This is a genomic window from Aeromonas sp. QDB30 (assembly GCF_027707645.1).
GTDB classification, from domain to species: Bacteria; Pseudomonadota; Gammaproteobacteria; order Enterobacterales; family Aeromonadaceae; genus Aeromonas; species Aeromonas caviae.
This window is the reverse complement of the sequence record NZ_JAPCIY010000069.1, coordinates 1-22,590: the sequence shown is the minus strand read 5'-3', so window position 1 is coordinate 22,590 and position 22,590 is coordinate 1. Positions and strand designations below refer to the sequence as shown.

Annotated in this window: 18 protein-coding genes; 8 read left to right on the top strand and 10 right to left on the bottom strand. The window is 54.7% G+C overall.

The features are described 5' to 3' along the window. Positions 1-387 precede the first annotated feature (387 nt). Positions 388-846 (top strand): type II RES/Xre toxin-antitoxin system antitoxin, encoded by a 459-nt coding sequence (gene parS / locus PG896_RS16985; protein ID WP_270835979.1) that lies wholly within the window; start codon positions 388-390, stop codon positions 844-846. A gap of 141 nt (positions 847-987) precedes the next feature. On the opposite strand, the gene PG896_RS16980 is transcribed toward parS, so the two are convergent. The 5 genes from PG896_RS16980 to PG896_RS16960 form a co-directional block, all read right to left on the bottom strand. Next, positions 988-1,455, bottom strand: coding sequence for a hypothetical protein (locus PG896_RS16980; protein ID WP_270835978.1), 468 nt, complete (start codon positions 1,453-1,455; stop codon positions 988-990). Beyond that, complete coding sequence (locus PG896_RS16975; RefSeq protein ID WP_270835977.1) at positions 1,443-3,320, bottom strand: integrase; 1,878 nt, start codon at positions 3,318-3,320, stop codon at positions 1,443-1,445. Before PG896_RS16975 ends, PG896_RS16980 begins: the two co-directional genes overlap by 13 nt. Continuing rightward, positions 3,317-4,885, bottom strand: coding sequence for a site-specific integrase (locus tag PG896_RS16970; protein ID WP_270835976.1), 1,569 nt, complete (start codon positions 4,883-4,885; stop codon positions 3,317-3,319). The genes PG896_RS16975 and PG896_RS16970 overlap by 4 nt, the downstream gene beginning before the upstream one ends. Then, positions 4,885-6,198 carry a site-specific integrase gene (locus PG896_RS16965; protein ID WP_198497383.1) on the bottom strand — a complete coding sequence of 438 codons (1,314 nt, stop codon included), beginning with the start codon at positions 6,196-6,198 and terminating at the stop codon, positions 4,885-4,887. Before PG896_RS16965 ends, PG896_RS16970 begins: the two co-directional genes overlap by 1 nt. Before the next feature lie 161 nt (positions 6,199-6,359). After that, positions 6,360-6,929 (bottom strand): single-stranded DNA-binding protein, encoded by a 570-nt coding sequence (locus tag PG896_RS16960; protein ID WP_010674212.1) that lies wholly within the window; start codon positions 6,927-6,929, stop codon positions 6,360-6,362. Positions 6,930-7,446: 517 nt separating this feature from the next. Here PG896_RS16960 and PG896_RS16955 point away from each other — a divergent pair. Further along, the gene (locus PG896_RS16955; RefSeq protein WP_010674213.1) at positions 7,447-8,085 is read left to right on the top strand and encodes a LuxR C-terminal-related transcriptional regulator; all 639 of its coding nucleotides are present in this window, start codon (positions 7,447-7,449) and stop codon (positions 8,083-8,085) included. A gap of 92 nt (positions 8,086-8,177) precedes the next feature. Further along, positions 8,178-11,006 carry an excinuclease ABC subunit UvrA gene (gene uvrA / locus PG896_RS16950; RefSeq protein WP_270835974.1) on the top strand — a complete coding sequence of 943 codons (2,829 nt, stop codon included), beginning with the start codon at positions 8,178-8,180 and terminating at the stop codon, positions 11,004-11,006. A 116-nt stretch (positions 11,007-11,122) separates the two neighbouring features. Here uvrA and PG896_RS16945 read toward each other — a convergent pair whose 3' ends face one another. Continuing rightward, positions 11,123-11,248, bottom strand: a complete 126-nt coding sequence (locus PG896_RS16945; RefSeq protein ID WP_010674215.1) for a hypothetical protein — start codon at positions 11,246-11,248, stop codon at positions 11,123-11,125. Between the two features lie 325 nt (positions 11,249-11,573). Between PG896_RS16945 and PG896_RS16940 the strand changes: the two genes are divergently transcribed. The 3 genes from PG896_RS16940 (at position 11,574) to PG896_RS16930 (ending at position 15,833) form a co-directional block, all read left to right on the top strand. Next, entirely contained in the window at positions 11,574-12,185 is a 612-nt protein-coding gene (locus PG896_RS16940) for an OmpW family outer membrane protein (protein ID WP_010674216.1), read from the top strand. A gap of 196 nt (positions 12,186-12,381) precedes the next feature. Beyond that, positions 12,382-14,361 (top strand): methyl-accepting chemotaxis protein, encoded by a 1,980-nt coding sequence (locus PG896_RS16935; RefSeq protein WP_039040116.1) that lies wholly within the window; start codon positions 12,382-12,384, stop codon positions 14,359-14,361. Between the two features lie 8 nt (positions 14,362-14,369). Further along, on the top strand, positions 14,370-15,833 hold the full coding sequence (locus PG896_RS16930) for an extracellular solute-binding protein (RefSeq protein WP_270835973.1): 1,464 nt from the start codon (positions 14,370-14,372) through the stop codon (positions 15,831-15,833). Positions 15,834-15,893: 60 nt separating this feature from the next. Here the strand turns inward: PG896_RS16930 and PG896_RS16925 are convergent, their stop codons facing one another. Continuing rightward, the gene (locus PG896_RS16925; protein WP_270835972.1) at positions 15,894-16,685 is read right to left on the bottom strand and encodes a GNAT family N-acetyltransferase; all 792 of its coding nucleotides are present in this window, start codon (positions 16,683-16,685) and stop codon (positions 15,894-15,896) included. A 327-nt stretch (positions 16,686-17,012) separates the two neighbouring features. Here PG896_RS16925 and metF point away from each other — a divergent pair, with 327 nt between their 5' ends. Then, positions 17,013-17,909 carry a methylenetetrahydrofolate reductase gene (gene metF, locus PG896_RS16920; protein ID WP_010674220.1) on the top strand — a complete coding sequence of 299 codons (897 nt, stop codon included), beginning with the start codon at positions 17,013-17,015 and terminating at the stop codon, positions 17,907-17,909. A gap of 63 nt (positions 17,910-17,972) precedes the next feature. Here metF and PG896_RS16915 read toward each other — a convergent pair whose 3' ends face one another. Both PG896_RS16915 and PG896_RS16910 read right to left on the bottom strand, forming a co-directional pair. After that, the gene (locus tag PG896_RS16915; RefSeq protein WP_161470229.1) at positions 17,973-19,037 is read right to left on the bottom strand and encodes a DUF3103 family protein; all 1,065 of its coding nucleotides are present in this window, start codon (positions 19,035-19,037) and stop codon (positions 17,973-17,975) included. 147 nt (positions 19,038-19,184) lie between these two features. Continuing rightward, positions 19,185-20,336: a benzoate/H(+) symporter BenE family transporter gene (locus tag PG896_RS16910; protein ID WP_246876643.1), complete on the bottom strand. Its 1,152-nt coding sequence runs from the start codon at positions 20,334-20,336 to the stop codon at positions 19,185-19,187. A 113-nt stretch (positions 20,337-20,449) separates the two neighbouring features. On the opposite strand from PG896_RS16910, the gene PG896_RS16905 reads away from it, so the two are divergent. Further along, on the top strand, positions 20,450-21,022 hold the full coding sequence (locus PG896_RS16905) for a helix-turn-helix domain-containing protein (RefSeq protein ID WP_210538185.1): 573 nt from the start codon (positions 20,450-20,452) through the stop codon (positions 21,020-21,022). Here the strand turns inward: PG896_RS16905 and PG896_RS16900 are convergent, their stop codons facing one another. Further along, on the bottom strand, positions 21,023-22,219 hold the full coding sequence (locus tag PG896_RS16900; RefSeq protein ID WP_270835971.1) for an NnrS family protein: 1,197 nt from the start codon (positions 22,217-22,219) through the stop codon (positions 21,023-21,025). Positions 22,220-22,590 lie beyond the last annotated feature (371 nt).

Below are 22,590 nucleotides of genomic sequence, written 5' to 3'. Positions count from 1 at the left end.
AAGCAGCGAAAATCGATACAGAACAGGACCTTAGAAGGAATTTCAAATGAAGTGTTTTCTTAAGGTCCTGTATATGAGCCAATGCTTCTCTAATCTGAACCAATGCAAGATTTAACATGTGGTTACTCCTTGTTTTTCCAGTATTTCTCGCTCAGCTTGTCGCATTCGACACGGCTGACGATATGTTTCACATACATGCGATATGGACTGACTGTGCCGTAGTAGACGATCTTGCCCTACAGTCTCTACTATAGGAAGCAACACTACTTCATGGGGACCGGCGGCCCGAACTATGGGAAACACCACCACTCGGGTAGGGCTGGTAGCCTCCACTATGGGGCACAGGGCTGTTCATGTGATATAAAACTTGATGTAAGTGAGATGGTTATGAATGTAGGAGCTCCGTACAAACCCAAGGCTTCGGTCAGAAATCCCGTCAGTCTTCTAGCTGCTTTGTCGTTGCCTAAGCAACCTGTCGAAGCACATATGAAGATCCTGGCAGGATTATCTTCTGACATTGTGGCAAAACTATCTTCAGAAACAAATATTGATGAGGTCGTTCTTTGCCAGTGGGTAGGTATCAGTCGCGCAAACTATCATAGGAAGAATAAAGAGGATAAGAAAGTTCTTTCGGTAGAGCATAGCGGGAAAATATATATGTTAGTCAGGGTGTTAGATGCTACAAAATCACTCTTTGATGGAGACATGTCGGTAGTTATTAAGTGGCTAAACTCACCTGCCAGAGCGTTGGGTGAGGAATGCCCTTTACAGATGTTGAGCACTCCGATAGGGGCTGAGGCTGTTCTCGATCTGATTGGCCGCATTGAGCATGGCGTTATCTCCTAAAACTGTGATGGCTGGCAAGTTCCTATATTTCTCTCTGTAAGGGAGCCAGCAGAACGGTGATCTTTAGCTGTTTCTCCCATACGAAGCATCATGTTTTCTATAAATCTAGTTATTTTTAAGATATTGTTATTAGATAACCTATTATTGTCGCTTTACCCCTGAAAGGGGTCTTTCGAGTATATCGATCAGTTTTTTTAGCTCAGAAACATCAATAGGTTTATTATCAATGGATGTCATATGTACGCCATGTCTATAAGCATTATATTGCCATTTTATAAATCTCTGCTTATACGCGTCATTCAGTTTCTTCAACTGATCTCTTTCAATTTCGAGTATGGCAACACGTTGGATTAAGTATTTAAGAGTTTCATCAAGGTTATCATTCTCAATTGGTGGTAGTGGTCTCTCTCTCAGATACTGTTTTCTTTTCGTATATGCTTCTTGAATTTCCTCGTAACTCGATAGAGATTGACGCTGAACTCCTCCTGCAATATTTAGCTTGTCTGTAACTTTCTGGCAGAGAAGATCCCATGTCAACTTCCCTTCCCATGTGTTAATGATACTTAGGACATAAGATATATTATCTTTGGTAATTACTATTTTGGGCATGCAAGTAACCTCATAATCTCATTCATTTTTGCCTCAATGGATTCTGGTGTTTGGATCTCAGTGTTCATGCCTTTATCCAAAAGGGCTTGTTTCGCGGGAGAAGGGTCATATTCATCAGGAATACGAACTGGTGTGCCATCAGGGATACTGGTATCCTCCAGCAGTCTGATTTTTGTTCTTATGTGGGCAAGTCGCCATCCATGTGAGCTAACCCAACGATCTGCACCAAACATACCCATGTGACGATTTTTTAATGCATTTTCTAATTGCGCAGAAACTTGTTTTTCACGAGTTTTCAATAGCTCTAATGAACTACTAAAACCTTTGATACATACTAATTCTTTACAGGTTTCACAATCACCGTTTAGTTGGCATGGCATCATTGCAAAATCATGTTCGCAAATACCTAGCTCTGTAATAATTGCTGTGCCAATTAGATCTTTGCCAATATCCTCATAGCTGACTGGAAGATTTTGTTTAATTTTATCTAATACCGAATATTTTTCAGGTAATAGAACAGGGATTATCGAACTGGCCTTCTCCTCTTCTGTCCTGTGGTCGTAACTTCTATTGTCAGCTAACCTTGCTCTTCCTGCCCAATGCGCCAGGGTCTGCTCATCCATCCCACCACGTTCGGCTTTAGTGCTTAACCAATGTCTTGCATTGTGTGATGGTATTTGTATATGCGTACCATCAGGTTTTGAAATGTTATACTTGCTCCAAAGTGATGACCAACTACGAGACTCTTTCTGCACAAAACGGTCGTTAATTAGATTAACTGTTGGCAGACAAAATGAGCCGTTTATGACACTAAAATCTTTATGGAACTCATACTTCCTAAAGAGCAATAGTGCTTGTGAAACTTTAACGCTTCTTGCACTATCAACATAAGGCCAGCACTTAAACCCATTTACAAACTCTGTATTTTCAGATGTATTATTATTATATTCTGCTTGCCTAGCTGCGTGTCGAGCAGGCTCACCAATTCTAGTTAAACGGGCAATAGCTTCTAATGCTACATCTTGCATAACAGTTGGAACCCACTTTATCCCTTCTTTGCCATTTTTGGCTGGAATCCAACGAATACCGAGTTTTTTCTCTCCGGCTCGATCTTCTTCCCAGACGATACACTCAGTAGACAATGAGAATAACTCAGAACACCGTGAGGGGGCTAGCATGAGAAGTGTCATCACAGCACTAAAATATTCGGCTTCTATGCCCAAGCTTGGTGCATCATGAAAGAGTTGTGCTATTAAGAGCATGTCTTCATCAGAGGGCAGCTTTTTCGAGCGGTGCTCCTTGCCCTTCTCGTCAAGACTAATCGTGAGGTCTTTTATTTTTTTATATGGGTTTGACCACTGAGGGAGGCTAGGGCTAATAAAATTATCTCGGCAGAAGTTTAATATTAACTCCATTTGATATCCTGCCTTGTTTCTTCCCGTTGGGTCAGATATTCGTGCCTGAAATACCTCATCTAGATAGGCTAAAACGGTGCCATCAAGTAAAAGGATGTCAGCACTTCCCTTTGATAACAGCAAAGCCTCTTCTAATACTCTTATGGCTTCAATATGCCGCTGTAGGTTGGTTACAGGATTTAATGAATAAATATATCGGATATATGCTTTTGCAAAGTCTATAAATGGGCCATTTAAGGGGGAGTAGCTATAGCTGTTTGATGGCTTTGTATTTGTGGAAAAACGAGCAACAACGCGACGAGTGCCCAAATCGGCTGACCATTTATCCTGATCCCAACAATCATGCCCAAAAGCAGTGAGCTTGGATTTGCAATTCTGAATGAAATTAATTAAGTTTTCCTCCGCAGCGATTTCTGCGGTTGATTTGAAATAAAAGACATTTTCATTCATTGATTAGACCTCACTTCTTTCATCTCGGCACATTTTTGTACAACCCACTCAACAGCTAAAATTAGCCGATCCTTGGTTGATGCATATTCCTCACTTTTGGTTTCTTTAAGCCTAATTTCTTTTTCTGCATAAAGGGAGGCTAATAATTTTTCATGTGGAGCATCTAATAGAGGCCTAAATTTCATACACGTATAACAACTCTCATAGCCTTTCACGCAGTAGTCATTAGTACCACATGCACCAACAACTTCATTTTCCATATTGGGTACATGGGCTGTGAGATCTGAACCGCGCTCACCTTCGTCTAGTTGTTCTATAATTCTTCCAAGAAATGCATTGGCAAATGGGGCTAATTGCTTGCCAATCGCTTTATCGATATAGGTTGCTGTGTCTGCGGTGTTTTCTGTGTAAATCATCACATTCTGTGTATCATTATGATCTAATGCTTCAGCAATGATTAACGGCCCTAGCCCCTTTCGGCCAAGGTTTGTACCTCGTGTATGGCGAAAACGACGAGCAGTGATATGTATGTAGTCACCAGTCCTTTCTGAGATAGCTTTTTGTTTAACTTTAAAGTCTTTTAGTATTATTTCTCGAATATCCGTTGCTGATATGTGCAATATGTCTGAGGCTAGCATGGCGTCGTCCAGTTGATTTTTCTGGATAGACAATTTATCAACTATAGGCCAATCGATAAATACAGGTATTTGAGAGCTTTGCTCTGGCGTCAGTTCCGTATTAAATATAGATTTTAACTTCTTAGTTTCCTGCTCAATAAAATTGAGTAGAATGATATATAACTCTTCAGTGATAGCTAACTTCTTGAATTCCTCACGGAAGCCGACTCCACGTTGCTTTGCTCTTGGTATATTTAGATAGAAATCGAAATGATTGTCTTTAGTATTTTGAGATTTTTGTAGGTCAATTGATTTCAATTGTCGTAACTGGATAGGGCGTCTAGCTGTCGCCTGTAGCAAGTTCACATAGGCATAACAGGAAAAAGATATGCTATCTTCCTTGAATAGGCGTATAAGCTCGTTATTAAGAGCAAGCATTTCATTGTCTGTAAATGCCCCTGAGTAGGGGCATCTATTTGCTACTGATATACCTTTTTTATTTCCTGAAATAGTTAGCGAATCTAACAATTGGACCATATCTTTAGAAACGCCATAATATCCATACTCATGCCAGCTAATAAGGAAACCACGAAGTGAGCCTAAGAGATACTCATTGTCCTTATTATGCATACTATGCCAATTTAGAATTACATGCTCATCAAGAGATTTAAATTTGGTATCACGTAACAATTTTTGAAACAAATAATACATATTGGATGCATGAGCTGCTGATTGCTCTTCCGCATAAATAGATAACGTCTTTCTCAATCCATCTAGTAACTTTTTTTCTATAGATAATACGTCTTTGGTAAATGAAATGTTTTTATCTTTATTTAAAACCCAGAGATTTGAATCAATGTTAAAGCGGTAGCCATCCTTGGATATCCGTTCTGCTGGGTCGAGATGAGCAGAATTGTACTCTTGGGCAATAGATACTATGCTGCTCATTACTCTTCCTTATAGCTGTCTAAAGAGGCTAATTTCTGTTTAAATTTTTCTTGTTCTTCCAAAATTATTTTATTGGTTTTTTCTCTAATATGTCGCACCATATATGGCTCAGCAGAACTTTCGGAAGAGTGTCCCATCTGATGCATACGCTTTTTAGCTTCCTCACTTGGCTCAACTCTGGTTCGTTTATTTTTGGGGTCTGTAGCAAGTTCATTATTGTTATCAACTAGACGGGAAAAATTCAGATTCCAGTTATGTCTAAAATAATGTGGATGAATAGCTTTGAAGCGTTCATCAACTGCTTTCATTGCAGGTACAATGATAGTGTCAAAGGTGCTAATACTGATTGGTTGCCCTTGTGTTGGCCCTTTTCTATGCGTAACAAATAGATAAGGATGTTTTCCACTATTGGGCGTTTTCGCTCTGATATTTATTATATAGTCATCTATAAGGGCAGCAGTATAATTTGTTAGCTGTAACTTTCTCTCTCTTGTTTTTGCTACAGGCTGTCTCTTTCGAGGGTCATGTTTGTCGTCATGGAGTCGTCTTATTGTGACATACTTATTCGAGCCTAATATATCTAAGTTCTCACCCATGGTGAGCGATAGCAACTCCCCTCTGCGTATACCAAGCTCATATAAAAGAACAAACATCAGATGATTTCGTTTTTTAGTTGATAGGTCTTTAAAAGGGTTTTTAGGGTGTTCAAAATGTGCCACAGACATGAACTCATCAATCAAACCATCAGGTATGTTCTTGCCGTCAACATTGCTGATAGTTTTCTTTCCTTTACCTTTAGGGCGCAAAGCCAAGATATCATGAGTCATTTTCTCAATAGCAGAGGTAAAAAAATGATTCGTTTTATTTTGGACTGCTATTGTAGCAATGAATTTCAAGTATTCTGCAATGACTGTTAACCTATTATAAATATTGTTACGTGCAACAGATGGAGTTACTTGGATAAGTTTCGGTGTTATACCAATATCAATGACATTACTTCTACTTTTTTTATTAGACAAGCCATTTATGTGGGAAATATCGAGACTAAGATGCTCTTTGATATTATCAATATCTACTTGGCTTAAAAACAGTCCTTGCTGGAACTCTAAGAATAGCTCTCGACTTTCCTTTTCCTCCCATTGAAAAAACCATTTCAACGTGCGAAGTCGATTCGAAATAGTATTCACGGCCATGCTGCTGCGTAGCTTAGCTGTAACCCAGAGCGTAGCAAGAAAATGGGGCATTCCATCGCTACCCATCAGGATCGGATATCGCTCACCATTCTCAAAAACTATGATCTCCAACTTATACATAGGCAAGCCTATTCTTACACTTTATTGATACAACAACTTACACCTGTATGAGTCTGATTGGCAATAAATTTGTCAAATTAAAAAACCCAGCATTTCTGCTGGGTTACGGTCACTTTAGGATGTTCTAAATGTTTTTCTTTACACTTTAACTCTTACATGAGTCAGAACGGAATATCGTCGTCGAAATCCATCGGCGGTTCGTTGTAGACCGGCGGGGCAGATTGTGGCTGCTGGGCCGGACGGCCGTAACCGCCTTGCGGTTGCATGTTCTGCTGCGGGGCAGCAGGACGTTGCATGTTCTGTTGCGGTGCAGCCTGTTGCGGCTGGCCCCAGTTGCCCTGGGATGACTGGCCGCCCATGCCCTGGCCACCGCCCTGCGGACGGCCACCCAGCATCTGCATCACACCGGTGAAGCTGTCGACCAGCACCTCGGTGGTGTAGCGCTCCTGGCCGCTCTGATCCTGCCATTTACGGGTCTGGAGTTTGCCTTCCACATAGACCTGGGAGCCCTTCTTCAGGTACTCGCCGGCCACTTCGGCCAGCTTGCCCATGAAGACGACACGGTGCCATTCGGTGCGCTCTTTCTGCTCACCGGTCTGCTTGTCGCGCCAGGTATCGGAGGTGGCCAGGGTGATGTTAGTCACGGCACCGCCGCTCGGCATATAGCGCACTTCCGGGTCTTGCCCCAGGTTACCGATCAGAATGACTTTGTTGATGCCTCGACTGGCCATAATCTCTCTTCCACCCTTATGTATACCGGCCAGGCCAGATGCCTGGGCCCATTCAATAATGCGTTTGTTTGCAACGAGATGCGCGCCCTGGACGGGTGTCATCTCTCCTCAGTGTCCTGGCTGCGCCGGAGCTTGCCGGCAGAGGCGTCATGGATCGGCCACAGCGTTTGGCCGCCATAGTACCAGTTGACGGGCATGAGCGCACATCTTCCCTGCCACTGTGGCGTCAATGGATCGCCACAGCCTGAGTAACTTACCCGAGGTAAGGTGTCACCAGCAAGGGGAGGCGGCTGGGGCAGGCTGCGTGAAGAGGGCGGAGCTGTTATGGTGCGCACCGGCACTACTTGACCCCCCAAATGGGGGGGGCGTGCTAGCCAATTGTATTGGCTGGAAAATTGCTGGGCTTCAAAGGAGCCACCGATGCGTCTAATACTTTTTTAATGCTGCAGCCAGGAGGGGGATTGGTACTCTTCCTTGCCAAAAAGCCCCGACTCGAATGTGCAAGGAAGTTCTCTTGATGACGCCCGACTCCCTCCTGGTGCTGATCACCGAAAATAACGCACAAGCCTCCCGTTTCCAGCGTCACCTCAGTGAAGAGCTTGGTCTGCCCATCTTGCTGGTGGGGGAGCTGAATGACCTGCCAGACGTTGCAGAGGGCGCCCCCAAAACCTTGCTGCTGATCGATCTGGACTACCTCAAGTCGACCCAGCAGGAGCTGTGGAGCAATGCCATCTGCCAGCGCTTTGGCGAGGCCAGTGCCGTGTTGCTCAATGCCCCGACCAGCACCAACAAAGAGTTGCTGCTGATGTGGCCCCATACCAGCGGGCTCTTCTTTCGTCAGGACACGCTGGACAGGCTGGTCTTCGGCATCCGCAAGGTGTTGCAGGGGGAGTACTGGATCCCGCGCCACCTGCTGTGCGACCTGGTGGACTACTACCGCAAGGGGAGCGGGCAACCTCAGCGTCAGCAGACGCTGCTGACCGCCCGCGAGCAGGAGATCGTGCGTCACCTGATGACGGGGGCCTCCAACACCGAGATCGCCGACAGCCTGTTCGTGAGTGAACACACCGTCAAATCCCATCTCTACAACGTCTTCAAGAAGCTGAACGTCAAGAACCGGTTGCAGGCGGTGAGCTGGGCCAAGGAGTATCTCTGAGGAAGGGGTACGGAAGGAAAGACTGTCTATTCATCCAGTAGTCTCTATGCCATACTGGCCCGCTCTGGTTCCCGTATCGAGCGCGCAACAAGATGGAAAAAATCGTGATCCGGGGTGCCCGCACCCACAACCTCAAGAACATCAACCTGATCCTGCCACGTGACAAGCTGATCGTGGTCACCGGCCTGTCCGGTTCGGGCAAATCCTCCCTGGCGTTCGATACCCTCTATGCCGAGGGGCAGCGCCGCTATGTGGAATCGCTCTCCGCCTATGCCCGCCAGTTCCTCTCCCTGATGGAGAAGCCGGACGTGGACCACATCGAGGGGCTGTCGCCTGCCATCTCCATCGAGCAGAAGTCCACCTCCCACAACCCGCGCTCGACCGTCGGCACCATCACCGAGATTTACGACTACCTGCGGCTGCTGTTCGCCCGGGTCGGCGAGCCACGCTGCCCGACCCACGCCATTCCGCTCGCGGCCCAGACCATCAGCCAGATGGTGGATCAGGTGCTGGCCCAGCCCGAAGGCGCCAAGCTGATGCTGCTGGCCCCCGTGGTGCGCAACCGCAAGGGGGAGCACACCAAGCTGCTGGAGAACCTGGCGGCCCAGGGTTACATCCGCGCCCGCATCGACGGCGAAGTGTGCGATCTGTCGGATCCTCCCGCCCTGGAGCTGCACAAGAAGCACACCATCGAGGTGGTGGTGGACAGATTCAAGGTGCGCGATGACCTGGCCCTGCGCCTGGCCGAATCGTTCGAAACGGCGCTGACTCTCTCCGGCGGCATCGTGCTGGTGGTGCCGATGGACGGGGAGGAGGGGGTTGCCCCCATGACCTTCTCCGCCAACTTCGCCTGCCCCGAGTGCGGTTACTCCATGTCGGAGCTGGAGCCCCGGATCTTCTCCTTCAACAACCCGGCGGGGGCCTGCCCCACCTGTGACGGTCTCGGGGTGCAGCAGTATTTCGATCCCGCCAAGCTCATCCATGATCCGGGCCAGAGCCTGGCCGGCGGCGCCATCCGTGGTTGGGACAAACGCAGCTTCTACTACTTCCAGATGCTCAAATCCCTGGCCGATCACTACAAGTTCGACCTGGAGACCCCCTGGGAGGATCTGCCGCTCAAGACCCAGGAGGTGATCCTGCGTGGTTCCGGGCGCACCGAGATCGAGTTCCGCTACATGAATGACCGCGGCGACGTGGTGGTGCGCAAGCACCCGTTCGAGGGGATCCTGCACAACATGGAGCGCCGCTACCGGGAGACCGAATCCAACGCGGTGCGGGAAGAACTGGCCAAATACATCGCCAACAAGTCCTGTACCAGTTGCGGTGGCAGCCGACTGCGGGAAGAAGCCCGCCACGTCTTCGTGGACAATCGCAACCTGCCCGCCATCGCCGAGCAGTCCATCGGCGATGCCCTGGCCTTCTTCGAAGGGTTGAACCTGTCCGGTCAGCGTGCCCAGATAGCGGACAAGATCCTCAAGGAGATCGTCGAGCGGCTCGGCTTCCTGGTGAACGTCGGCCTCAACTATCTGAGCCTGTCGCGCAGCGCCGAGACCCTCTCCGGCGGCGAGGCGCAGCGGATCCGGCTGGCCAGCCAGATCGGGGCTGGCCTGGTGGGGGTCATGTACGTGCTGGACGAGCCCTCCATCGGTCTGCATCAGCGTGACAACGAGCGGCTGCTCAAGACCCTGACTCACCTGCGTGATCTCGGCAACACCGTGATCGTGGTGGAGCACGATGAGGATGCCATTCGCCTCGCCGACCATGTGCTCGACATCGGTCCGGGGGCTGGCGTGCACGGCGGTGCCATCGTCGCCCAGGGGACGCCGGAGGAGATCATCGCGAACCCCGAGTCCCTGACCGGTGACTACCTCTCCGGGCGCAAGCAGATCGCCATCCCGGCCGAGCGCACCCCGCTCACCGGCAAGTGGCTGAAATTGAAAGGGGCGAGCGGCAACAACCTGCGCAACGTCAACCTGGATCTGCCCATCGGAGTGATGACCTGCGTCACCGGCGTCTCCGGTTCCGGCAAGTCGACCCTGATCAACGACACCCTGTTCCGCATCGCCCACCGCGAGCTGAACAAGGCCAGCGAGTCCACGCCTGCGCCCTATCGCAGCGTCGAGGGGCTGGAGCATCTGGACAAGGTGGTGGATATCGACCAGAGCCCCATCGGCCGCACCCCGCGCTCCAACCCGGCCACCTACACCGGCCTGTTCACCCCGATCCGCGAGCTGCTCTCCGGCACCCAGGAGGCGCGTTCCCGTGGCTACCAGCCGGGCCGCTTCTCCTTCAACGTGAAGGGGGGACGCTGCGAGGCGTGCCAGGGGGACGGGGTCATCAAGGTGGAGATGCACTTCCTGCCGGACGTTTACGTGCCGTGCGACGTCTGCAAGGGCAAGCGCTACAACCGCGAGACCCTGGAGGTGAAGTACAAGGGCAAGAACATCCACGAAATCCTCGAGATGACGGTGGAAGATGCCCGTGCCTTCTTCGATCCGGTGCCGGCGGTGGCGCGCAAGTTGCAGACCCTGATGGACGTGGGCCTCTCCTACATCCGGCTCGGTCAGTCCGCCACCACGCTCTCTGGCGGCGAGGCGCAGCGGGTCAAGCTGGCGCGGGAGCTCTCCAAGCGGGACACCGGCCAGACCCTCTACATCCTGGACGAACCGACCACGGGGCTGCACTTCCACGATATCCAGCAGTTGCTCAAGGTACTGCACCAACTGCGGGATCGGGGCAACACCATCGTCATCATCGAGCACAACCTGGACGTCATCAAAACCGCGGACTGGATCGTTGATCTGGGCCCGGAAGGGGGCGCTGGTGGTGGCCGCATCCTGGTGACGGGTACGCCTGAGGAGATGAGCCGTTGCAAGGAGTCCCACACGGCGCGCTTCCTCGCTCCTCTACTGGAGAAATAAGCGTCACTCGAGAAAAAGGGGCCAAGGCCCCTTTTTTGTTGGCCGGTGGGCGAGGTGCGCCGGTCTGGCGCCCGGCCAGGGATGAGAGGGAGAAAAGAGGGACTCGTCCGGCAGACTCAGTGTGTCAGCATCAGGAAGGCGAGAGCGAACAGGAAACCCAGCAGAATGAAGAGGAAGGAACCTATCCCCCAGATGGCGGCAAGAATGCCGAGAATTTTGTCTTTGCGTGTCTGTGGTTTCATAAAATTCAAATTACAGCGTGGTTACATCGCATTAATAAAATACGCCCAGGGGCATAATTAAACAACAATTGAAAGGTGATATGAAGGTGTTTAAGGTGTATTTAATTGGTATTTTACATTTCATGATGATGCGGTAATTTAAGGCATCATCATGTATTTGAATGACTTTTTATTTTCATCTGCGGTTTGACTGCCCAATCAAAGCTGCCGTGTACATCTATCTATTTCTTGATAACTATTGAGCTAAATCAATAACCGGCCATTCACATCCTTTTATAGTTTTCGGGCTTGCAACATAGAAAGAAAACAAAAAAGGAATAATGTGATGAAAAAGATCCTTCCTCTGTTAATCGCAGCCGCTTTTGCTTCCCCCGTCGCCATGGCACATCAGGCCGGTGACATCCTGGTCCGTGGTGGCCTGGCGTTCGTCTCTCCCCAGACCAGCAGTGACAACGTGCTGGGGACGGGCGAGCTGGAGATCGACAGCAACATGCAGCTTGGCCTGACCCTCTCCTACATGTTGACGGACAACTGGGGTGTCGAGCTGCTGGCCGCGACTCCCTTCTCCCACTCGGTGTCGACTGCCGGCCTGGGTGAGGTCGCCAAGGTCAAACACCTGCCGCCGACCCTGATGGCGCAGTACTACTTCGGTGATGCCAACAGCAAGGTGCGCCCCTATGTGGGGGCCGGTATCAACTACACCACCTTCTTCGACGAGGAAGGGCGCGGTGCCCTGGCCGGGACGGATGTGAGCGTGGACTCCTCCTGGGGGATGGCGGGTCAGGTGGGCCTGGACATGGCGATCAATGACCGCTGGTTCGTCAACGCCTCTGCCTGGCTCATCGACATCGATACCGATGTGCATACCGCCGTGGGCACCATCAACACCTCCATCGATCCGGTGGCCTTCATGTTCGGCGTCGGTTACCGCTTCTGATGACAAACGTGGCCGGTGCACGGCCATGACAACAAGCATGTCTCTTTGGCCCGGCTCTGTTCGGGCCCTTTTCTGCCTGCCATGTCACGCCAACTGTGATCTGGCCCGCCATCGCGTTACGAACCGCTATTCCATTGCATCCCGCTGCCGATAACCTCGGCATTCACCCCTTTCCCCAACGAGTGAGGATGCCTCCATGGGTTTATCTATTGTGCAGCGGATCATCGCCGGCTTCGTGCTGATGCTGTTGTTGCTGGTTCTGCTCGGCTTCATCAGTATCTTGAAGATCCGGGGGATCAACGAGGGGCTCTCCCAGGTTTCTGATCGTGCCACCCCCTTGGTGATCGCGGTCGCCGGGCTCAAGGGCGCACTGCAGGACAGCAACCGCTGGGTGCTCACCTACAGAACCAGCGAGGAGGCGGCCCAGTTGCCGCAACTGGCCAGCCAGTTCAAGGCGCAGCAGGAGCGTTTCCTGGCCCAGAGCAAGGAGATGGCCCGGTTTGACGGGGTGGCCGAGGCGAGCGAGCGGTTCCGCCAGGTCGACGGGGCGACCCGCGAGTTCTACGGGTTGGCGGATCAGGTGCTGACCCAGCACGGCCAGTGGGTGGCCGCACTCGATCGGCGCCATGAACTGGAGCTGGCGTTCATCCGGCTGGAAGATACCTACCAGTGGGCCGCCGACCTGTTGTTGCAGCAGACCGCGAGCAAACGCTCCATGCGCAACAAGGCCGAACTTATCACCTCCGGCATTGCCCGGGATCTGAAAAACATCCGCCGGGCCGATGCCAAGACCGATCTCAATGAATTGGAGAAGGTGCTCGGCAAGGATATCGAGATGGCACGCAAACGGCTCGAACGGGTGCAGGTGCCCGATGACGTGAGGCAGCGTTTCATCGTCAACCTCGATCGGATGCAGGAGCTGGCCCTCGGCCCGAAAGGGTTGCTGGCGACCATGCGCAATGGCCAGCAACTGGCGGCCTCGCTGCAGTCCCTGAACCAGCAGCTCGACACCAGTCTGGTCAACAGCCTGGCGCTGCTGGACGAGATGGCCAAATCGGCGGGCAGCATTGCCAGCGCGAGCCGGGTCGGGGCGGATGACGCCGTCAGCAGCGCCAGCGCCTGGATCCTGATCGTGTCGGCCATCTCCGCAGCCGCCGCGCTCCTCATCGGTTACACCACGGCCCGCAGCATCCAGCGTCCGCTGCAACTCATCGATCGGGAGCTGGATCGCATGGCCACGGGTGACATGACCCGGCGCATCGACTACCAGAGCCGCTGCGAGTTTGGCAGCCTGACCCGCTCGATCAATACCCTGGCAGACAAGACTGGCGAACTGCTCGCCCAGATCAATGCCGGCTCGCGCCATCTGGTGGACGAGGCGAGCCGCGCCGCCGAGATAAGCGAGCGGGCCATGTCACGGGTGCAGGATCAGAAGAGCCAGACCGATCAGGTGGCTGCCGCCATCACCGAGCTGGAGGTGAGTGCGACCGAGGTGGCGCGCTCCACTGACGGCACCAAGCGTGAGGTGGACCTGGCGGACGAAGAGGCCCGCGCCGGACGCAAACAGGTGGCGACTACGCGCCAGATCACCGAACAACTGGCGGGTGCCATGGAAGAGGCGGTCGGCATTACCCACAAGCTGGGGGAATTCAGCGACAACATCGGCAGCATCCTCGACGTGATCCGCAGCATCGCCGAGCAGACCAACCTGCTGGCGCTGAACGCGGCCATCGAGGCGGCCCGCGCGGGGGACGCCGGTCGCGGCTTCGCGGTGGTGGCGGACGAGGTGCGGGCACTGGCGAACCGGACCCAGACCTCGACCGAGGAGATCCAGGCCATGATCGAGAACCTGCAAAGTTCCAGCAAGCACGTGGTGGCCGTGATGGCACGCAGCCAGGAGCAGACCCAGGATTGCGTGGCCCAGACCCGGGTGATGGACGAGGCGTTGCAATCCATTGCCGAGCGGATGAGTGCCATCAAGGCGATGGCGGATCAGGTGGCTCATGCCGCCCAGGAACAGATCTCCGTGAGTCAGGGGGTTGCCCGTCATGTCGCCGGCATTGCGGATGTGGCTTACGAGACCGAGCGGGAGGCGCGGGAATCGGCCAGCAGCAGTGAGGTGCTGGCGGATCTGGTCGCCAAGCAGCAGCAATTGATCGCCCATTTCAAGGTGTAGGAGGACTTATGGCTAACAAGTGGATCGGGGCCCTGAGTCTCCTGTTGTGTGGCCAGCTGATGGCCAGCGAGCTGGTGATAGAGAGCTGGCGCATAGATGACAAGGCCTTGTGGGAACAGAAGATCATTCCTGCATTCGAGGCCGCCCACCCGGGTATTCAGGTGAAATTCAACGGGGTGCAGAACGTCGAGTACATGCCGACCCTCTGGGCCAGCCTCAAGGCGGGCAAGGCGGGGGATCTCATCACCTGCCGCCCGTTTGACGACTCCCTGGCCCTGTTCAAGGCGGGCCATCTGGTGGAGCTGAGCGAGATGGCGGGGATGGAGAACTTCCCGAGCTTTGCCCAATCCCCCTGGCAGACCGACAGTGGCGCCCAGACTTTCTGCGTACCCATGGCATCGGTGATTCACGGCTTCTTCTACAACAAGAAGATATTCAGTGAGCTGGGGCTGACGGTACCCCAGACCCGCGAGGCATTCTTCGCGGCCCTGGACAAGGTGAAGGCGGATGGTCGCTACGTTCCCCTCGCCGTGAGCGGCTCGGAGAGCTGGGTTGCCTCCGAGCTCGGTTTCCAGAACATAGGCCCCAACTACTGGAAGGGAGAGGATGGTCGATTGGCGCTGATCGGGGGCCAGGAGCGCTTCAACAACCCGCAATACGTCAAGGTGTTCGAGGAGCTGGCCCGCTGGCGTGACTACCTGGGGGAGGGGGGCGAGAGACGCGACTACGCCACCACCAACGAGCTGTTCACCTCGGGCAAGGCTGCCTTCTATGCGGCGGGATCCTGGGAGATTGCCCCCTTCACCGGCAAGGTGGACTTCGGTGTCATGCGCCCGCCCGTGGCAAAGCAGGGGGATGGCTGTTTCTTCACCGATCACACCGATATCGGTATGGGGATGAATCCGGCCAGCAAGAACAAGGAGGCCGCCATGACCTTCCTGCAGTGGTTGACCACTCCCCAGTTTGCCGAGCTCTATACCAACTCGCTGCCCGGCTTCTTCTCGCTCTCCAACCACTTCTTTGAAGCCACCAATCCGGCGGCCAGAGAGATGATGGAGTGGCGGGATCAGTGCGATTCCACCATCCGGGTTGCCACTCAGATCCTCTCCCGCGGCACTCCCAAGCTCGGGGATGAACTGGCCGAGGTGAGCCAGCAGGTATTGCTGGGAACCGTGGCACCCAAGGCGGCGGCCGATCGCCTGGAACAGGGGTTGAAAGGGTGGTATGCCCCCCATCAGGGCAACCAGGGCAAGGGACAGGAGTGTCAGTGTGAGGCGAGCGTGCCTGCCGTCCCTGTGTCGGGTGCCATCGGGACCGAACCTGCTGCGCCTGTGGTGCCGGATGGACAAGCGCCTTCCGGAGCAAGCGCGACCCAGCCTCCGTCAGTACCGGTGTCCGGAGCCGTCGCTCCAGCGCCTCCTGCCGAAGTGGAGGAGGCGCTCGCCAGCGAACTGGAGGGGGCACAGCCCTGATGGTTCACCATGAAGAACGGGAGGCCTTGGCCTCCCGTTCTTCATCTGCGTGATGACCTGTCATTCCCGTGGCAAGCGGCACAGGCTGCCAATACGGGCCACCGGCACGAAACCCAGAGTGCGATAGACCCGCTGGGCGTGATAGTGCTCGTCTGCCACTATGATGAGCGAACTGGCCCGTGCCAGTCCCTGGTGTGCGACCTGGCTCAGCAACAGACGACAGAGCCCCCGGTTTCGCCACTCTGCGTGCGTGCGCACCAGTTGAAAGCGTCCCAGGGTGCCGGTGAAGAAGAGTCCGCAGCTGGCAACCAGTTGATCCTGATGCCATAACCCCCACCACTGTCCGAGCCCGTCATCGATCATGGCCTGATAGAGCTGGCGGCGTGACAAGAGATAGGGAAGATAGCGCTCCTCCGAATGGGCGGGATCCCGCTCTGCCAGCTCGAAGGCGAGCCACTGATCCCAGTCCGCCGCGGTGAACGGGCGAGCCGGAGCCAGGTCGCTGCCGGTGGGGGCTTGCCACTCCATTGCACCCAGCGCCAGTACCACGTACTCCATGTATTGGTACCCCGCCGCCACGAACCCGGCGACCCGGCTGTTCTGGCCTGCGGCGAGAGGCCACTGGAAGGTGCGGTGGCGGATACGGGGATCCCAGCCAATCAGCCTGTCGAAACTGGCCTCGAGCCAGCCCTTGTCACGATCGCTTGGGGGGGTGGGCAGCAACAGGTAGTTGCCGAAGTAGTAGTCTGGAGAGCCCGGGGTGCGCACGGTCCAGAACGCATCATGATCCGTCACCTCGCCCTGATAGCGATCGAACAGCAGATCGGTGGCAAAACCGGGGTGATCTTCCATGATGGGGCTCCTGCAAACGCTTGAATTGCTTATCGGCAGGCGGGGAAAGAAGTTAAAAAAAGGCCGGGAAACCCGGCCAAACAATCACACGCAGATTCAGAACGTCCAGGACGATCCGCCCGCATCATAGCGTGCCTGACAGCATTTTGGGATGGGGTCGCTCATTACTTAGGTTGAATTGCAAAATAAAAAAATCGGCAATCCCCCTTGTCGCTGACAAATCGGTATTGACTTTGATCCGTTTTCTCATAAAGATAGAAAGACGTTTAGACGTCCAAACATCCGTTTTGGCGTGAAGGAATGGGTTGCAGGACAGGGAGAGAGCAGATGGGATTTCACAGCGCGCGTCAGGTTGAGGCACTCAACCAGAGTTTGGCGGATCTGGGTGGCGATATATCGGTCAGTTTCGAGTTTTTCCCGCCCAACAGCGAAGGGATGGAGAACACCCTCTGGCAGTCCATCGAGCGCCTGCAGGTGCTGGAGCCCAAATTCGTCTCTGTGACCTATGGCGCCAACTCGGGCACCCGGGACCGCACTCACAAGGTGATCAAGGACATCAAGGAGCGTACCGGCCTCATCGCCGCCCCGCACCTGACCTGTATCGACGCCAGCCGTGACGAGCTGCGCACCATTGCCCGTGACTACTGGAACAGCGGCATTCGTCACATCGTGGCCCTGCGCGGCGACTTGCCCCCCGGCCTCGACAAGCCTGACATGTATGCCACCGATCTGGTCGCCCTGCTGAAATCCGAAGCCGATTTCGACATCTCGGTCGCCGCCTATCCGGAAGGCCACCCCGAGGCTCGCAGTGCGCAATCCGACTTGCTGAACCTCAAGCGCAAGATAGATGCCGGTGCCAACCGGGCTATTACCCAGTTCTTCTTCGATGTGGAGACCTATCTGCGTTTTCGGGATCGCTGCGCCGCCATCGGTATCGATGCGGAGATCGTGCCGGGGATACTGCCGGTCTCCAACTACCAGACCCTGGCCAAGTTTGCCGGTTTCACCAACGTGAAAATCCCGCGCTGGATGCACCAGCGTTTCGAAGGGCTGGAAAACGATCAGATGACGCGCAACATGGTGGGAGCCAGCATTGCCATCGACCAGGTGCGTGTGCTGAGTCAGGAAGGGGTGAAGGATTTCCACTTCTATACCCTGAACCGCTCAGAGCTGACCTACGCCATCTGTCACACACTGGGTGTGAGGCCGAAAGGTCAGGCCTGATCCGCGGCTCTGATACAGAAAAGCCAATGAGTCTTCTCATTGGCTTTTTGTTTTGAGCGACAGTCAGGGCCGGGTTGGCTGGATCTCCCTGGGCTCGAGATCGATGACTGCATTGCCGGCGGCACCGGGATACTGGTGATAGCTCTGGTCCTGCTCCAGGGTATAGAAGGTGTCGAGGTAGTCGTCGTTGTTGGTCATCCAGGAGTCCGGAAGTGCCTTGACGATACGACCGCCGAGGTCGAGGAAGGGCAGGGCCTCGGGTACGCCGCCCGCAGTGAAGCCGAGTTTGAGTGCGTCAATCAGGAGGGCACTCAGCTCCTTGTAATTGACGTTGTCATCCTGCTCCATCATGACCACGTCGACGGCTCCCCAGCGGTAGCGATCCCAATAGACCAGGATCTGGTTGGGGGTGTAGTCGGTGTTGTCGTAGTCGAGATAGGGCATGTCGACGATATCTACCACGGGCTCGTCCCTGCCAGGATTGACCCCGGCCACGACGGCATAGACCTCGGCGGCGCCCAGCAGCCAGGGCTCCTGATCATCGTTGAGCCTGATCTTCTTGAGAATGCTGGTCTTGAGGGGCGTGGTGTTGCTGGTGGCACGGGGCGTCACCTGCATGTCGGCGGCAGCCAGCGCCTTTCGCATCACCTTCAGGCCGGCATTCTTGGCTTTGACCGGATCGGCCTCCACCACCAGTACCGGCCGCGCCGGCGGCTGGTTCACATCGAGATAGATCGGGCTGCCGGCGCTGTCGAACGCCTCGATGGCGCTCCAGCTCTTTTCGTCACCACTTGGTATGTAGGCAACCAGTGGCTCAACCCCTTGTTGCAGTGCATCCGCCTGATCCGGATTGGCCAGCCGCAGTTGCATCAGTTCCCTGACCTCCCCATCCAGCCCTTGCCGACGGATGGCCGCCTGGTTGGCATCCCGAGCCTGGCGCTTCAGGCGCGGGCTGGCCTTTGGCAGCAGGTTGGGCAGTGGACTCTGGTATTCCTGATTGTTCAGGAGCGGCAGCAGGTTCTTCTGCTGCAGCGCGAGCTGGCGTGCCAGCTCCCGATCGGTGTCGGCAGCCTGGGTCGTGGTGGCGCCCAGCAGTGCCAGTAACAAAATGACAGCCTGATTCCTCATCTTCGTTCTCCAGTATTGAGTCTGACAACGGCGCTTGTCGGGAAGGATCTGCGCCGTTTTGTCACTAGAAAGGAATAAGGTTCATATGTGAACGCTCTTCTCAGGATTATGTGCTGCGTCTCACTGGAGTCTCCCCAGATGGTCAGGTCAGGCGCGGAGCCGGTTGACTTGATGCAATGTCACTCCGATCAGCAATCCCCAGCAGGCAGACCCGACCCCGAGCAGGGTGATCCCCGAGGCAGTCACAAGGAAAGTCAGTAGCGCGGCTTCCCGCTCCTCGTCCTGCTGCAAGGCGCTGTGCAAGCTGCTGCCTATGGTGCCGAGCAGCGCCAGCCCGGCCACGCAGGTGACCAGCACCGCAGGGAATGCGCTGAACAGGGCAACCACGGTGGCACCGAAACAGCCTGTGAGCAGGTAGAAACAACCAGCCCACACGGCAGCAGGCCAGCGTCGAGTGACATCGTGATCCACTTCCTTGCCCATGCAGATGGCGGCAGTGATGGCGGCCAGGTTGAAGGCATAGCCGCCAAACGGTGCCAGCAGCACGCCGATGAATCCGGTCCAGCCAATCAGGGAAGAAGTGGCCGGTTGATAGCCGTGGGCGCGCAGGATGGCAATGCCCGGCATGTTTTGCGAGGTCATGGTAACGAGAAAGAGCGGGAGTGCGATGCCGAGCAGGGCGTCGATGGAAAAGGCTGGCGAGTTCCAGACCGGGGTGGAAAGTTGCCAGTGAACCTCGTTGAGTTGCAGCTCGCCCCTCAGGGTGCAGAGCAGCATGCCGGCCGCCAGGACCAGCACCATGGTGTAGCGGGGCCAGAGGTGGCGACCCAGCAAGAAAGCCAGTAGCAAGGTGCCAAGCAGCAGAGGATCTTGCGGTGCCACCTTGAAGAGATCCAGCCCGAACCTGAGCAAGACTCCGGCCAGCATGGCGGCCGCCAGGGGGGCGGGAATGTGACGCATCAGCCTGTCGAACCAGCCGCTGATACCGCAGAGGGTGATCAGCAGTGAAGAGATGATGAAGGCGCCGATGGCTTCAGCCAGACTGAAGTTCCCCAGGCTGGTGATGAGCAGGGCGGCACCCGGGGTAGACCAGGCCGTCAAGACAGGCACCCGGTAATAGAGGGAGAGGCCGATGCAGCTGACCCCCATGCCGATACCCAGTGTCCATAGCCAGGAAGAGACCTGGGCTGTATCGGCACCGGCGGCCGTGGCGGCCTGGATGATCAAGACGACAGAACTCGTGTAACCCACCAATACGGCGATGAGTCCCGCGACCATGTGGGGGAGGGCTAGGGGCATGGGAAACTTCCTTGTGGATGCTGGTAGCTTGTGCGCTATTGCGTACAATGTGGTTTCGACTATAACGCTGTGCGTTATGGCGCACAATATGGCTCGAAGAAATCGGAGAACAGATGCAGGAGATGAGTCGCTATCTGGCCCAGCGATTGAAAGGGCTGCGCACTGAAAGAGGATGGAGCCTGGATATGGCCGCCCGTGAAACGGGGGTGAGCAAGGCCATGCTGGGACAGATCGAGCGAGGTGAATCCAGTCCGACGGTGGCAACATTGTGGAAGATTGCCACCGGTTTTCGGGTCTCTTTCTCCAGTTTCATTGAGCCGACACCAGCGGCACAGGGAGAGACGGTATACCGTATTGCCGATGATATTCGACAGCAGCCGGCGGGAGAGGGGATGCAGGTTGCCCCGCTTTTCCCCTATGAGGCCCGCTTTGGTTTCGAGTTGTTCGAACTGACCCTGCTACCTGGCTACCAGCGGAAATCAGAACCCCATGAACCCGGAGTGACCGAACATGTCATCGTCATCAGCGGTGTGATGGAGGTACTGGTGGACGGAGCGTGGCGTTCCCTCGATCAGGGGGAGGCCGTCCGGTTTGCAGCGGACCGTACCCATGGCTATCGCAATCTTGGGGTCGCTCCCGCCATCTTCCACAATCTGATCCACTATCCGGCCATGGCCACGCGATGACTAGCCGGGGCGGCCATCAGCCCTGGGACTGGTCAGTATGGGGGTATAAACCCAGATGAACAGACCGTAGGCGGCAACCCAGCTCCATCCGCTGAGGTTCCATCCCGTGAGGGTGAGATCTGGCCAACAGAGAGGGAGCAAGACCCGCAACAGCGCGGACAGGATCACCAGTGCAAATGCCGCCGTTATCCTGCGTCCTATCTGCAGGGCTCTGCCACTGTGTCCGAGGGATACACGGGCTATCATCCCGAGGATCATGGCCCCCATGCTGCCCGCGCTGAACAGATGGCTGGTCAGTGACAAGGCAATCGGCCAGCCAGCCGTGCGTGCCGCCAGGGCGGTCAGCCCCAGTGGGATAAAGAGGTAGGCCAGGTGAAGCGACCACAGCAGGGGGTGGGCCACCGTGGTTCCGGGTCGCCAGCGCAGCTGCCTGTAGAGGTGAGCCCCTGCCGCCACTATATATAGAGGGAACATCTGAATGCCGATGACCCACTGGGTCGGGAGTACTAACCAGAGCAGCAGGATGAGCCACAGAGATGCGAGGGCAATGCGCTCCAGCCACGGCAGTGGTAATGCTTTTTCCGTCCCAGTGGCTCTGGCGGTAAAGAAGGGAATGACACGTCCTCCCATGACGGCAATCAGGGTCGTGAAGAGGAGCACGGTTGCAAGCAGGATATGTTCCACCAGTGGCCATTCGGCATGCCACCGCCAGCAAGCGGTATTGAGCAGGGTCAACACGAGAAGCAGGGGAACAAAAAAGAGATTGCGCCACTGGCGCGTCACTATGATGGGTCTGGCGAGAAACCACGTACAGAGGGGCAACCAGGCCAGGTCCATGACCATCAGAGTGACATTGCTTTCTCCAAACCAGGGGAGCAGGCCTCTCGGGATTGCCCACAATCCCACGACCAGTGCCAGCGGCCAACCGCGTACACCTGGGTGAGCGGTCCAGTTCTGGACGGCGGTAAGCAGAAAACCCGCCACTATGGCGGCACCAAAGCCGAACAGCATTTCATGTGCATGCCACCAGATGGGGTTGCTAATCCCGGGCAGAGCGAACCAGCCGTTGAGTTGCCCCAGCCAGCCCAGCATCGCCAAAGCCGAGAACAAGGCGCCGAACAGGAAGAAAGGCCGAAACCCGAGGCGGAACAGAGGAACGATTCTCTCCTCTTTGCGGCTATCCAGGATCTGGTGCATGAATGAAACCTTAATTGAACATTTGAAAAGCCAATTATAAAGTGGCTTTTCAAATGTTCAATTTAAATCCAATGACAGCCCGAAATGGTGGTGATGCGAACGAAATAGAACCGCTTTGCTGTATATCTGAGCGAACGATTCTTTTCGGTGAAAAAGCCCTTGTCATCACGGCGCGGCTCCCTATAATGCGCCCCTACCAGCACGGCGGACCACGCCGAACTGATGAGTTCGCTTCCTTGTGAAGCCAGCGCCGAAAGAAAAGCGAAAACAACCGCTTGACTTTCGAAGTGAGGAGCGTAAGATGCGCCTCCTCAACGCGATAAGCGTGACGCTCTTTAACAATTTGAATCAAGCAATCTGTGTGGGCACTC